At 59.2% G+C, this 13,852-nt stretch carries 11 protein-coding genes; 7 read left to right on the top strand and 4 right to left on the bottom strand.

Translation table 11 applies throughout. The annotated features are described in order from the left end of the window. The first annotated feature begins 98 nt into the window (after positions 1 to 98). From QB905_RS09680 to QB905_RS09690, 3 genes are all read left to right on the top strand, one after another. The gene (locus QB905_RS09680; protein WP_282974735.1) at positions 99 to 1,895 is read left to right on the top strand and encodes a site-specific DNA-methyltransferase; all 1,797 of its coding nucleotides are present in this window, start codon (positions 99 to 101) and stop codon (positions 1,893 to 1,895) included. 4 nt (positions 1,896 to 1,899) lie between these two features. After that, positions 1,900 to 4,476 (top strand): DEAD/DEAH box helicase, encoded by a 2,577-nt coding sequence (locus QB905_RS09685; protein ID WP_282974736.1) that lies wholly within the window; start codon positions 1,900 to 1,902, stop codon positions 4,474 to 4,476. A gap of 461 nt (positions 4,477 to 4,937) precedes the next feature. Further along, on the top strand, positions 4,938 to 5,945 hold the full coding sequence (locus QB905_RS09690; protein WP_282974738.1) for an FUSC family protein: 1,008 nt from the start codon (positions 4,938 to 4,940) through the stop codon (positions 5,943 to 5,945). Between the two features lie 4 nt (positions 5,946 to 5,949). Here the strand turns inward: QB905_RS09690 and kdsA are convergent, their stop codons facing one another. From kdsA to QB905_RS09705, 3 genes are read right to left on the bottom strand one after another with little or no spacing between them, the layout of a single operon-like run. After that, on the bottom strand, positions 5,950 to 6,813 hold the full coding sequence (gene kdsA / locus QB905_RS09695) for a 3-deoxy-8-phosphooctulonate synthase (protein ID WP_461781781.1): 864 nt from the start codon (positions 6,811 to 6,813) through the stop codon (positions 5,950 to 5,952). Beyond that, on the bottom strand, positions 6,813 to 7,595 hold the full coding sequence (locus QB905_RS09700) for a 3-deoxy-manno-octulosonate cytidylyltransferase (protein ID WP_282974739.1): 783 nt from the start codon (positions 7,593 to 7,595) through the stop codon (positions 6,813 to 6,815). Before QB905_RS09700 ends, kdsA begins: the two co-directional genes overlap by 1 nt. Next, a complete protein-coding gene (locus QB905_RS09705; RefSeq protein ID WP_282974740.1) occupies positions 7,592 to 8,581 on the bottom strand; it encodes a KpsF/GutQ family sugar-phosphate isomerase in 990 nt (329 codons plus the stop codon). Before QB905_RS09705 ends, QB905_RS09700 begins: the two co-directional genes overlap by 4 nt. A gap of 133 nt (positions 8,582 to 8,714) precedes the next feature. Here QB905_RS09705 and QB905_RS09710 point away from each other — a divergent pair, with 133 nt between their 5' ends. The 4 genes from QB905_RS09710 to QB905_RS09725 all read left to right on the top strand — a co-directional run bounded on the left by QB905_RS09710 (position 8,715) and on the right by QB905_RS09725 (position 11,779). Next, positions 8,715 to 9,677 (top strand): DUF817 domain-containing protein, encoded by a 963-nt coding sequence (locus QB905_RS09710; protein WP_282974741.1) that lies wholly within the window; start codon positions 8,715 to 8,717, stop codon positions 9,675 to 9,677. A gap of 215 nt (positions 9,678 to 9,892) precedes the next feature. Then, positions 9,893 to 10,789, top strand: coding sequence for a DUF3034 family protein (locus QB905_RS09715; RefSeq protein ID WP_282974742.1), 897 nt, complete (start codon positions 9,893 to 9,895; stop codon positions 10,787 to 10,789). 96 nt (positions 10,790 to 10,885) lie between these two features. Then, positions 10,886 to 11,392, top strand: coding sequence for a group I truncated hemoglobin (locus tag QB905_RS09720; RefSeq protein WP_282974744.1), 507 nt, complete (start codon positions 10,886 to 10,888; stop codon positions 11,390 to 11,392). 15 nt (positions 11,393 to 11,407) lie between these two features. Then, positions 11,408 to 11,779, top strand: coding sequence for a c-type cytochrome (locus QB905_RS09725; RefSeq protein WP_282974745.1), 372 nt, complete (start codon positions 11,408 to 11,410; stop codon positions 11,777 to 11,779). Between the two features lies 1 nt (position 11,780). Here the strand turns inward: QB905_RS09725 and QB905_RS09730 are convergent, their stop codons facing one another. Next, on the bottom strand, positions 11,781 to 13,571 hold the full coding sequence (locus QB905_RS09730; protein ID WP_282974747.1) for a bifunctional protein-serine/threonine kinase/phosphatase: 1,791 nt from the start codon (positions 13,569 to 13,571) through the stop codon (positions 11,781 to 11,783). Positions 13,572 to 13,852 lie beyond the last annotated feature (281 nt).

Genomic DNA, 13,852 nt, shown 5'->3' on the forward strand with positions numbered 1-13,852 from the left:
CTTGGCCTGACTTTTCGCTTCAAACTCTTCACGCCGCTTGCTTTGCGGGCCAAATGCCGATTCTATGCGCCAGACGCATAATGACGGGGTGGCCGGACGTGACCGAACTGAATTTCAAGGGCAAGGAATTTGTCTATAACCACCATCTGGCGGTGCCGTTCCGGCCTCTGGAGCCGGATGCGGCCAAGGGCATTGGCCCGGTTGATCTGAGCGGCAATCTGATCATTCAGGGCGATAATCTGCACGCCCTGAAAGCCCTTCTGCCCATGTATGCGGGTAAGGTGGACTGCATCTTTATCGACCCACCTTACAATACCGGCAACGAAGGCTGGGCCTATAACGATAACGTCAATGCGCCGATGATCAAGGCATGGCTGGAGTCCAACCCTATCGGCATTGAGGATGGCCTGCGCCATGACAAATGGTGCGCCATGATGTGGCCGAGACTAAGGCTGCTACATGAGCTTTTGGCGGAGACAGGTAGCATCTGGATTACGCTAGACGACAATGAAGTGCAGCGAGGCCGAGAAATTCTCGATGAAATTTTCGGCCCGGATAAATTCATAGCTTGTTGTGTATGGCAAAAGAGATATTCAAGAGAAAATCGTGAAGCAATAGGTGACGTACACGATTACGTACTCGTTTACTCAAAATCTCCCGGCGCTTTTAAAGCGCTCCGCAATAAGATTGAACCCACCGAAGAACAGCTCCAAGTATACAAGAATCCAAACAATGATCCCAAAGGTCGGTGGCGCGGAATTCCGATGACTGCTCAAGGGTTCAGAAAAAATCAAATGTACACTGTCACGACGGACACTGGGGTGGAGCATATTCCACCAGAAGGTCGTTGTTGGAGTATGATTGAAAAGGAATTCAATCTGTTGCGTGAACAGGGAAGAGTTTGGTTTGGACAAGATGGAAATGGTCAGCCTAACATCATTCGTTATGCAGATGAGATTGAAGGTTTTGTGCCTTGGACTTGGTGGCCAAGTTCAGAAGTTGGACATACGGACGAAGCGAAAAAGGAAATGCACGAAATTTTTGGACGTGAAGATGCCTTCTCCACCCCCAAACCTTTGCGTCTCATCTCTCGAATTGTCGGAATTGCCACCAAAAAGGATTCAATCATCCTCGACTCCTTCGCCGGATCAGGCACCACCGCCCATGCCGTTTTGGAAGCCAATCGGCGCGACGGTGGCAATCGCAAATTCATCTTGGTCGAGATGGAAGACTATGCCGACCGCCTGACCGCCGAGCGGGTGCGGCGCGTGATCAAGGGTTATGATTTTCAGGGCACGCAAAAGACCGAACTCTTACGTGAATCCCTAAACTGGCGCACGCTGACCAGGGCCGCCGATCTGGTGCATAGGGTGGACGGGATCGAAAACCTGCACGCCCATGAATATGACGCCATCAAAAAGACGGTGAAGGACGGCGAACTGATCGTCACTGGCGAAAAGACGGTGGCCGAGCGCACCGAGGGCTTAAGCGGCAGCTTCACCTATTGCACGCTGGGCGCGGCGATTGATCTGGACGCGATCCTGACCGGCGATGCCTTGCCGTCCTTTGCCAATCTGGGTGCGGCCCTGTTCCATATGGCAACCAACCGCGCCTTTGAACCTTCCGGCATGGAGGAGGCCAGCTTCTATCTGGGCACGACCGAAAGCCAGCATGTGTGGCTGATCTATCAGCCTGATCTGGAGTGGCTGAAATCGCCAGATGCGGCCCTGACCTTGAGCCGCGCCAAAGCTTTCGCCGCCGCAAAAGCGGATGGCAAAAAGCATCTGGTCTTCGCGCCCGCGCGCTATGTCAGTCAGAAGCTGCTGGCCGAACAGAATATCCCGGTTGAATTCGTGCCCCTGCCGTTTGCGCTCTATCGTATGGAGCAGGTATAGGGCCATGCTCAGGACGCTGGATTATCAGGACAGGGTGCTGAAGGCGCTGGACGCCTATCTGGACGCGCTCAATGACGAAAAGCAGAAGGCGGACAAGATTGCCGAGGTGGCGGCAAGCGCCGGTATCGACATTCCCATACCTGATTTTGCCGAAAAGACATGGAACCGCATTAACCGCCCGCGCGGCCATATCGCCTATTCACCGCGTCATGATGGCGTGGGGCGGCCCGTGCCGGACGTGGTGCTGAAAGTGCCGACCGGTGGCGGCAAGACCCTGCTGGCCAGCTATGGGCTGTCGCGCGTGTTCGGGCGTTATCTCAACCGCACCACCGGCTTTGTGCTGTGGATCGTGCCCAATGAAGCCATTTACACGCAAACTCTGAAGGCGCTGTCTGACCGGCAGCACCCTTACCGGCAGGTGCTGGATCGCGCCGCCGCCGGTCGCGTCAGGATCATGGAAAAAACTGACCGGCTGGACGCGCGCGACGTGGAGGGCCAGCTTTGCGTCATGCTGCTGATGCTGCAATCGGCCAACCGCGAAACGCAGGACTCGCTGAAGATGTTTCAGGAGCGCGGCGATATTCATGGCTTCTTTCCGCCCGAAGGCGATCAACTGGCCCATGCTGAATTGCTAAAGCAAGTGCCGAACCTTGACGCCTATGGCGGCACGCATTGGGCGCTGATCAAGGATTCGCTGGGCAATGCGTTGCGCATCACCCGACCGGTGGTGGTGCTGGACGAAGGGCACAAGGCTGTATCCGATCTGGCTTTCAGAACGCTTTACGGCTTCAATCCGTGTTTCGTGCTGGAACTGACCGCAACGCCGCATGACGTACAGCCCAAGGGCGGCAAAGACCCCAAGGCCGCGCGCTATGCTAATGTGCTGGTGGAAGTTTCCGGCAAGGAACTCGATAATGAGGGCATGATCAAGATGCCGCTCAATCTCGATACCCGGCAGGGCACGGACTGGCACGCCACGCTGAACGTGGCCGTGGACAAGCTGAACACATTGGATCGTGACGCCCGCCAGTTGCAGGCCGATAGCGGCAGATATATCCGCCCTATTATGCTGGTGCAGGCGGAGCGCGTCGGCAAGGATCAGCGCGACAGTGGCCGGATACATGCCGAGGACGTGCGCGAATGGCTGATGAAGCTGGGCTTTGATGAAGCTGAAATCGCGGTCAAGACCGCTGAAACGAACGACCTCAATCAGCCCGAAAACCAAGACCTGTTATCGCCGCTCAACCGCGTGCGCGTGATCATTACCAAGGCCGCCCTGCAAGAAGGGTGGGATTGCCCGTTTGCCTATGTGCTGTGTTCGCTGTCGGCCAGTTCTAATCTCCGCGCCATGACACAGCTTGCGGGCCGAATCTTACGCCAGCCGCACGCGCTCAAAACCGGCGTGGCCGCACTGGACGAATGCTACATCATTACCCATCACGCCGAGACGGCAACGGTGGTGAGCGCCGTTAAGGAAGGTCTGGAGCGGGACGGCCTGGGCGATCTGGTGGTGGAGGTCAATCAAACGACCGGCGACGCCGAAACACGGCCTGCCCGCCGCATCGAACGGCGCGGAACATTCAAATCGCTACATATCTATCTGCCCAAGGTTTTATGGGTGGAGGATGGCCGCGCGCGCGATCTGGATTATGAAACCGATGTGCTGGCCGCTATCGACTGGCGCGGTTTCGATCCGGCGCACATTGCGGACACTGTTCCCGAAAATGCCCGATCCGCCGAAAGCCAGCTTCAGAAAATCAGCCTGACCGATACGCCCGAACATTTCACCACCACCGACCTGACAAGCGGCGCTGAAGCCATGCGTTTCGATCCGGCCTATGCGGTGCGGGCCATATCCGATCTGGTGCCCAATCCTTTCGTGGCGCGTGATATTGTCGGCTCTATGCTCTCACAACTGAAGGCAAGGGGCTTTACGGCGGATAAGATCGCCGCCCTGTCTGGTCTGATTGTTGATGAGCTGCGCAAGGGGCTGGAAGTCGAACGCGACCGGCGCGCCGAAAGTCGATTTAAGGCGCTTGTGGCCGATGGCCGGATTCAGTTCCGACTGCGCACAGATGGCAATAACTGGCCCATGCCCTTCACAATGGAGACGGTGGAACCGGAAAATGCGCGACAGCTATTGGGCAAGACCGGCGGCCCACTGGAGCGAAGCCTGTTTGCGCCGGTCTATGAAAACGAACTCAATGGCGAAGAACGAAACGTCGCCGTGCATCTGGACAGCGAAAAGACCCTGATCTGGTGGCACCGCAACGTCGCGCGCGCGCAATATGCGCTTCAGGGATGGCGGCGCGGGAAAATCTATCCCGACTTTGTTTTCGCCGTACAGCGCACAGGCATGGCAAACCGTATTGCCCTGCTGGAAACCAAGGGCGACCATCTGGACAATGGCGACACCGCTTATAAACGCGACGTACTGGCGCTTATGTCGGATAGCTTCGCCTGGGATCACAGTGTGAGCGCCGGAACTCTGGAACTGGTGAATGAGGGTGAAACGGTGGAATGCGCGCTGATCCTGATGAGCGATATTCAGACGAAGTTGCCGAAATATCTGGCGTCATAGGGGACAAAGGCACCGAAAAAGTATATGATGTGGCATGGCTGCCTAAAAAACGGTAAGCCTATGATTTAAAAGGACTCGTACCTGCACAGCAAATAGGTTTGCGGGTAACAATGCGGGTAATAGAGAATTTTTGAATTCTCTTTAAATATTGAATTCAAATAGTTATTTGCCCATTGTGAGTCCTTTCCTGGCACCATCTTTCTTCGTAACGATGATTTTCCGTTACCAAACAAGTCATTACAAACATTCCCCACCATCAGACTCACCTACTGTCACAGCGCTCTGTCACAGCAGGACGGTCTTAGATCTTCCGAAAACTGTTACAAGGCAACGGTTAGACAGCTTTCTGACTGTTGCAGCAAACTGTATCCGCATGCGGTAGAACCCGACGATTCTGACGATCTGGCCTATGATGGTGCCTGCCCATCGTCTTTTTATCGCTACGCCTGTAGATTGTCCGCATGACCCGTCTGAAAGCACATGCTGAAAAGCTGATCGGTTATTTCCAGCCGTTCGACTGGCACCATGCGCTGGTGGCGGCGCCTGGCATGGCGGCCTGTCTGATCTATGGCCTCGTCACCGGCGACACCCTGACCGCCGCCATTGCTGCTGGCAGCGCTTTTTCCGTCGGCTTCGGCCTGCGCCGTTATCGCCAGACGCGCTCCATGCTGGGCTGCGTGGCGCTGATGACGGTGGCGGCGCTGATCGGTTCGCTGACCGCCGGAAATTTCGTCATCTATCTGGTACTGATGGCGGCGGCTTCGGCGGCCTGCGCCTGTTGCGCCCTGATCGATGACGACCTGTGGTGGGTGACGTTACAGGCCACGATCGCGCTCTTGCTGGCCAGTCATTATGCCGGGGATGCCCACGCGGCTTTCTTACGCGCCGGCATCGTCATGGGGGCGGGCCTGTTCCAGATGGCCTGCGTGATGATCCTGTACCGGCTCATTCCGCTCAGCCAGCCGAAACCTGTTCTCAATATCCCCATCCCGGCGACACGCAAGGCCCTGACCATCTATGGGTCGGTGGCAGCGCTGAGCGTGGTCGTGGCCATGCTGGTGGCTTACGGCGTGCATCTCGACAAGGCCTATTGGGCACCGATGACGGCCCTGATCGTGCTGAAACCGAAATACCACCTGACGCGCCAGCGCGGCTTGGAGCGTTTGATGGGCAATCTGGCCGGTTGCACGGCGGCAACGGGGCTGACCTTCCTGTTGCCGGTCGGGGCGCGGCTCGATATTCTGCTGTGCGTGCTGGGATCGGGTGCGGCCTATGCGCTGATCAAGGCGCGTTATGCGGCCTTTTCGCTGGCGGTGAGCTTTACGGTCGTGATGCTGCTCTATTCGGCGCACGCTTCGGCTCTGGCCGGTTCGGAACAAAGGCTCTACGCCACGGTGATCGGCGGGGTGATCGCGATTGCGGTCATGTGGCTGGCCAGCCGGACGGTGGCGCGCGACTACGCCATGTGAGGCGCTACTTCCCCTTGGCGAGATCATCAAACGCCCGCAACACGCCGATCAGTGCCTGCATCTGGTCGATCTGAATCATATTGAGGCCATCCGAAGGCGCATGATCGGGATCTTCGTGGGTTTCGATAAACACCGCCGACACGCCGATGGCGCAGGCGGCGCGCGCCAGCACCGGCGCAAATTCGCGCTGGCCGCCCGAGGTCGTGCCCTGACCGCCCGGCTGCTGCACCGAATGGGTGGCGTCGAACATCACCGGATAGCCGCTGCGCGCCATGATCGGCAAACCGCGGAAATCGCTGACCAGCGCATTATAGCCGAAACTGGTGCCACGGTCGCACAGGATGATGCGTTCATTGCCGGTCGAGGCGATCTTGCCCGCCACATTCTGCATGTCCCACGGGGCCAGAAACTGGCCCTTCTTGACATTGATGGCGCGGCCGGTTTCGCCCGCCGCCAGCAAAAGATCGGTCTGGCGGCACAGAAAGGCCGGGATTTGCAGCACATCGACCACTTCGCCCACCGGCGCGCATTGATGCGTATCATGCACATCGGTCAGCACCGGACAGCCAAACTGTTCGCGCACGCGCGCCAAAATGTTGAGCCCCTCGTCCATGCCGATGCCGCGCTGCGTGCCGATCGACGAGCGATTGGCCTTGTCATAGCTCGACTTGTAGATGAATTTCGTGCCCGTCGGCGCGCAGGCCTCGGCGATCCGTTCGGCCATCATCAGGGCGTGGTCGAGGCTTTCGATCTGGCAGGGCCCGGCGATCAGGGCGAAGGGTTCATCGCCACCGATCTTGATCTTCGGCTGGCCGAAATCACCGACCTCGATGACGCGGGTTTTGACGTGTTGCGGCTGGATGGACATTATAAAACACTTTCAATTCTGGCCACATCGACCGGGTTGTTCAGCTCCCAGAAAACGCGCCCGCGCCCGTCCACCTCGACGCATCGGATCGGCGTGCCGTTTTCGAGAAAACGCAATTGCTCCAGCCCTTCATGGCTTTCCAGCGGCCCGACCGGCCAGCCGCCATAGGCGCGCAGGGCCTCGGCGCGATAGGCATAGACCCCGACATGATGAAACACCGGAATGATGTCGTCCGGGCCAAAAACCCGACCCGTATAGGGAATGACTTCCTTGGAAAAATAGAGCGCATTCATATGCTTGTCAAAGACCGCCGTGGTGCCGCCGACGCGGCCCGCCTGACGATCCTCAACGAAATTGGCATGGGTGACCGCGTCGCAACGCAGCACCGGCGTGGCCATTTCGACATTCTTATGATCGCGCATTTCATGGATCAGCGCCTCGACGAACCATGAGGGCGTCAGGGGCGCATCGCCTTGCAGATTAACGTAGAGATCAGCACCTTCCGGTAGCTTGCTCATCGCGTCGGCGCAGCGCTCGGTGCCGTTGGCGCAAGCTTCCGAGGTCATGATCACCTTCGCGCCAAAGGCTTCGGCGGCGTCTTTGATGCGCGTATCATCGGTGCAGACATAGACACTGTGCGCATCGGCCACCGAACTGGCCGCCTCATAGCTGCGCTGGATCAGGCTCTTGGCCACGCCATCCTTGCCCGTCAGCATGACCAGCGGCTTGCCGGGATAACGCGACGAAGCATAGCGCGCCGGGATCAGGATAATCGTCTTCATGCTACACCGGCCCTCAGGCAATCATGGATATGGATCAGGCCGAGCGGAGTCCTGTCCGCATCGACGACGAAAAGCGAGGTGATCTTGCGCTCGTTCATCACGCCCAGCGCCTCGGCGGCCAGGGCGTCGGGCGCGATGGTCAGCGGGCCTCTGTGCATCACCTGAGCGGCGGTCTTGTCCATCAGCCCGTCCATATGGCGGCGCAGATCGCCATCGGTGATGATGCCGGACAGCTTGCCGTCTGCATCGGTAAGGCCGACCGCGCCGAAGCTCTTGGCGGTCATGACCAGAAGCGTATCGCTCATCGGCGTGGTGGCGGGGGTCAGCGGCAGGGCGTTGCCCGCGTGCATCAATTGCTCCACCTTCAGCAGTTGCGCGCCCAGCTTGCCGCCGGGATGGAAGGTCTTGAAATCGGTCGGCTGAAAGCCGCGCTTTTCCATCAAAGCCACGGCCAGAGCATCACCGAGCGCCAGCGTCATGGTGGTGCTTGTGGTGGGCGCCATGCCGATGGCGCAGGCTTCGGGCGCGGCGGGCAATAACAGCGCGACATCGGCCGATTTCAGCAAGGTGGAACCGGGGCGCGAGGCGATGCCGATCAGCGGAATGGCGAAGCGGCGCGTATGGGCGATGATGTCGGACAGTTCTGCCGTCTCGCCCGAATTGGACATGACGATCACCACATCGTCGGGCGTAATCATGCCGAGATCACCGTGCGACGCCTCGGCGGGATGGACGAACTGCGCCGGGGTGCCGGTCGAGGCCAGTGTGGCGGTGATCTTGGCCCCGACATGGCCCGACTTGCCCATGCCCGACACAATCACCCGGCCTTTAGCGGCGAACATCACCTCAACGGCGCGCACGAAGCTTTCGTCGAGCAGCCCGGCGAACAGCAAAAGCGCCTCGCCCTCGGTGCGCAAAACCCGCGCCCCGGTGGCCAGCAGGGCGGTGCGGCTGTTGATGTCGGCGGCGGGCGCAAGCTTGGTCATTCAGGTTCTTCCGTTTCCAGCCTATATGGCGGGTGCCGCCGTCTTAGCAAGATCGGCGCACACGGACAATGACGATCATCTTCCCTCAAGCGGTATAACCGTGTTAGTCATATCCAAAACGGGGGCAACATAGATGACTGAAACACACCCGAACCTGAAGGGTGGCATGACCCCACCCGTTCATCCGCTCGCCCCCTATCTGCAACCCGTCAGGCGCTGGATACGCATCACTTTACGCCGCCTGCCCGCGCCTCTGGCTGAGTTTGTGCTGTTCGGCCTGAAAATGGCGTGGTCGTGTTTGTTTGGTGCCGCCATGCTGACGCTGATGATCGTCAGTTATTTTCTCTGGCATTTCATCTGGCCCGCCCATCCGCTCATTTACCGCTATGATTTCCTGTTCGGGGCGGCGCTGGTCATACAGGCCCTGATGCTGTGGACGCGGCTGGAAACCTGGGACGAGATGAAGGTGATCGGCCTCTATCATCTGACCGGCACGGCAATGGAGGTTTTCAAAACCCATATGGGGTCGTGGACCTATCCCGAACCATCGCTTTTTCATATCGGCGGCGTGCCCCTGTTTACCGGCTTCATGTATGGCAGCGTCGGCTCGTTTATCGCCCGCGCCATCCGCGTATTCGACATGCGCTTCTCGCACTATCCGAAGCCTTGGGTCACGTGGCTGCTGGCCATTGCCATCTATCTCAACTTTTTCAGCCATCACTATATCTATGATTTCCGCTGGCTGATTTTCGCCGTTCTGGCCGTGGTCTTTTTCCGCTGCTTCGTGTTTTTCCGCGTCGATCGTGAAACCCGATCCATGCCGTTTTTGCTGGCGGGCACATTGACCGCCTTCTTTTTGTGGCTGGCCGAAAATATCGGCACCTATACCCACACCTGGCGCTATCCGGGTAAGCACTGGCATCTGGTATCGATCCAGAAGATGAGCGCGTGGGGACTGCTTTTGGTTCTGGCCTTCGTGACGGTATCTTTGGTGTTTCCGGTCAAAGCACCCGATACCCAGGCCCAGCGCAGCGGCGGCTATCGCCTGTGGTGGGCCGGTTTATTCCGGTCGTCAGGGCGTGCGGTTTCGGAATAGATTTCAGGCCGCGCCCTATCCCAACCAACCTCCAAAAATATTGACGCAAGGGAATCTTTCCGCATTCGCGATCCAATCTGTCCAGCGCGGCGTAGATTGTGACAGGTCAGAAACCTGCAAGGCCACAAACCTGCAAGGCTTGGAAACCTGTTCGAAGGGAAATGCGGCCCATAACAGCCACCTTCCCGCCACGGCAGTCTTGGAGAGGGCACGCCATGTCAATAAAAAAACGAAAATACGGCCTGCTGTTGAGCGCGGCCGCGCTTGTGGTCGGCTTAGGTGCGGGTCTGGCAGCCGCCGCCGACGCACAGTCGCTGGATACCAGCGGCAAGTTATTGCTGACCGGCGGGGTCAGCCAGATCGAAGGCGCGGCAGGCGGCGGATTGACGCCGTGGGCTGTCATCGGCGGTTACGAAACCGACGGCCAGATCGGCGGCAATGTCTTTTACACCGATGTCGGCACGCAGGATTACAACATCAAATCCTATGGTGCTCTGGTCGGCATCCATAACCGCGTCGAATTTTCCTATGCCCGGCAGGATTTCGACACGCGCAATGTCGGCGCAGCACTCGGCCTCGGCTATGGTTACACGATCAGCCAGGACACGTTTGGCGTGAAGGTGCGCGTGCTGGGTGACGCCATTCTCCAACAGGATTCGTGGTTGCCGCAGATCTCGGTGGGGGCGCAGTTCAAGTCGAACAAGAATGGCGCGCTGGTCAAGGCGCTGGGCGCGCGCGATGATCACGGCACCGACTATTATGTCAGCGCCACCAAGCTGTTTCTGGCCCAGAGCCTGCTCGTCAATGCCACGGTGCGCGAAACCAAGGCCAATCAGTTCGGCATTCTCGGCTATGGCGGCATCGATGATCATTACCATACCGAAGTGGAAGGCTCGGTGGCCTATCTGCTGACGCGCCAGATCGCCATCGGCGCCGAATTCCGCGCCAAGCCCGACAATCTGGCCGTGGCCCACGAAGGCAATGCCTATGACGCCTTCGTCGCCTATGCCCCCACCAAGAACCTGTCTTTCACCCTCGCCTATGCCGATCTCGGCAATATCGTCACCCGCAAGCAGCACGGTCTTTACCTGTCGCTGCAAGCCGGTTTCTAAAGCGCGGAACGCACTTTAGATTTTTTTGTTTTAACGCGCATCTCGATCCAAAAAGTGCATCACACTTTTTGGGATGCGCTTGAGAGGAACGCCGCTATGAAAATGTCCCTGTTCAGCGCCGTTGCCGCGGCAGCCCTGATCACCGTCTCCGCCCATGCGCAAATGGCCGATTCCTCTGCCATGAGCGCCGCGCCAGCCGCCAGCATGACGCCTTCCGCCGCCACGGCCCCGGTGGTTTCGCCCGATGGCTCGCTCTATAAGACCTTCGGCGGTCATGACGGTCTGGTCAGCCTGATGAACGATACGATGGATAATCTGGTCGCCGATCCGCGTACCCACGACTTCTTCGTGGCCGCCGATCAGGCCCACATCAAGGCCGAACTGGTCGATCAGTTCTGCCACATCATGGGCGGCGGATGTGAATATACGGGCCGCGACATGAAGACCGTCCATGCCCAGCTTGGCATTACACACGCCGATTTCAACGCCCTGGTCGAAGACCTGCAAAAGGCGATGGACAAGCACAAGATTCCGTTCGCGGCGCAAAATAAGCTGCTGGCGGCGCTGGCGCCCCAGCACCGCGACATCGTCACCGCGCCCTGATCCGAAGATCATCCCATGAAAATCCAGACCTGCATGGCCACCCTCGCGGTGGTCATGCTGACCTGCGCCCCGGCGCTGGCCGCCGATAACCCACAGGCCGCTTTGGGCGAAAAGCTCTATCAGCAGCGCTGCGCCGCCTGTCATGCGATAGATAGCAATGGCTATGCGCCGCGCCATCGCGGCGTGGTGGGCCGCAAGGCCGGTTCCCAGCCCGGCTATAACTATTCCAGCGCGCTTAAAAACTCCGGCATTGTGTGGAGCGAGGCCAATATCGACCTGTGGCTGCAAGGCCCATCTAAGATGGTGCCGGGCACGCGCATGGGCTTTCACGACGACAATGCCACTGAGCGCGCCGCCATCATCGCCTATCTGAAAACGCAGAAATAGATCACCCGTTGGGGTGGGCCAGCCACGCCAGCAGATGCACCAGCCACGGATCGGGCTGCCAGCCGGTGCGCCAGCCCGCAATGACCAGCGCCAGAGCCACGGCCAGAGCCAGACTGATGCCGCGCCAGATGCCGACCTGATGGCGGGCAAACCACGAATGCTTGCGGAAGAAATCGGGCGAGGCTCCGTAAGCCCCGGTTTCCAGCTTGAAGGCCATCTCAAAGCCATCCTGAAAACGGTCATCGGGATTGGGGGCCAGCGCCTGCACGATCAGGCTGTCGAGCCATGACGGCAGATCAGGGCGCTTTTCGGTCAGCGGCGCGGGCCGCGCAAACACCGGCTTCTGGCCCGTTTCGATCTCGCCAAACGGATAGGCCCCGCCGGTGAACATGCGATAGAGGGTGACACCCATCGAAAAAATGTCGGAGCGTTCATCGCCCGGCTGGCCCTGAAATTGTTCGGGGGCCTTATAGCTGGGCGTGCCGGGCACAAACACCGTGTCCTTGTCGAGATTGGGGATGCGCGATACGCCCAGATCGACCAGTTTGAAGCCGCCATCCTGCATCAGGATGATGTTTTCCGGTTTAACGTCGCGGTGAATAATGCCCGCCCGATGCAGCGAACCCAAGGCCTTGGCCAGACGGGTGGCGATGCCGATTCCCTCGTTCAGGCTGATTTTCGGGGTGCGCAGCAGGCGATGTTCGAGGGTTTCACCGACATAGAATGGCTGGGCGATATAGAGGCAGGTCTGGCGGCCCGTCGGCAATTGCAGCACCGTGCCGACCCACATATGCTGAACGCGCGACGCCACCCATGCTTCGCGCATAAAGGCCGAGCGCGCCGACGATTCCGCACCGATCGTATGGGGCTTGGGGAATTTCAGCACCACCATCGCCTGGCCGGGGCGCGGCTCTTTCAGGTCGCGGGCGCGGAAAACCCGCGAATAGAGACCGTCGGCCAGTTGTCTTTCCAGCCGGAACCCATCGACCAGATCGCCGACACTGGGCGGATCGAGCATGGGCAGCCTGGCGATGGCGGCGTCGAGATCCTCAATCGAGGCCGGGGCCAGGTCGATAATGTCGATGACCAGCGCGGTGGTGTTGTCGTCGCCGCCGCGCCCGATGGCGCTGGCCACCAGCTTTTGCGCGGTTTCCTCCGCAGAGGTGCGCCCGTCGAGGATCAGGCCAATATCGGTATTGCCGAGCATCCCGTGCACACCATCGGAACACAGCATCAGCCGGTCATGCGGGGCCAGATCATAGGCGCCGTAATCGATGCGCACCGCCTCTTCGGCCCCGACGGCGCGGCTGAGCAGGGTCGTGTCCTCGCCGCTGCCTTCGGGGCGATGATCCTGGGTCAGTTGTTCGAGCTGGCCTTCGCGCAAACGATAAAGCCGCGTATCGCCAACGTGGAAGCTGTGCAGCCGCCGCCCCTTGATGACCACGCCGGTAAAGGCGCAGGCCATACCCTTCAGGTTTTCATTCTTCTGGCCTTCGCGGAACAGCCAGTAATTGATGCTTTCCAGCGCGCGGGCGGCGGTCTTGCGCGGTGACAGAATTTCGCTCTGGCCGAGATAATCATCGATGAAGGTGCGCACCGACAGCTCGGCGGCCACGCGCCCACCCTTGCGCCCGCCCACGCCGTCGGCCAGCGCCGCCACCGCCCCATGATGGTTACCCGCAGCCTCATCGAGATAGAGGGCGGCGAAATCCTGATTATCGTCGCGTTTGCCGATGTCGGAGGCGAAACCGGAGGCGATGTTCAGGCGCGAACTGGCGGTGACGGGCGTCATGCCCCATTACTGGACGAGGTTGCGCGTTTCGTAAATACGCGAACTGTGCACCGCCGTAAAATCACCGGCCCGGCGTGGCTTTTATGCCTCCTCGTCCTGCCCCGTTTCCGGGAAGGTGGATTTTTTCACCACGGATAAGACAGATTCATCTTCCCTTATCCGTGGCCAGTCTTCCGGTTGAATGGAGTAAGATTTGGGCCACGAAAAACTTTTGCAAGCCTTCCCGCGACGGAGCCTTGGCAGACAGGCGCATCGGAACTCACTGGCCTGAGCGAAGAGGC

The sequence above is a fragment of the Asticcacaulis sp. EMRT-3 genome, assembly GCF_030027245.1.
In the GTDB taxonomy this organism is placed as follows: domain Bacteria; phylum Pseudomonadota; class Alphaproteobacteria; order Caulobacterales; family Caulobacteraceae; genus Asticcacaulis.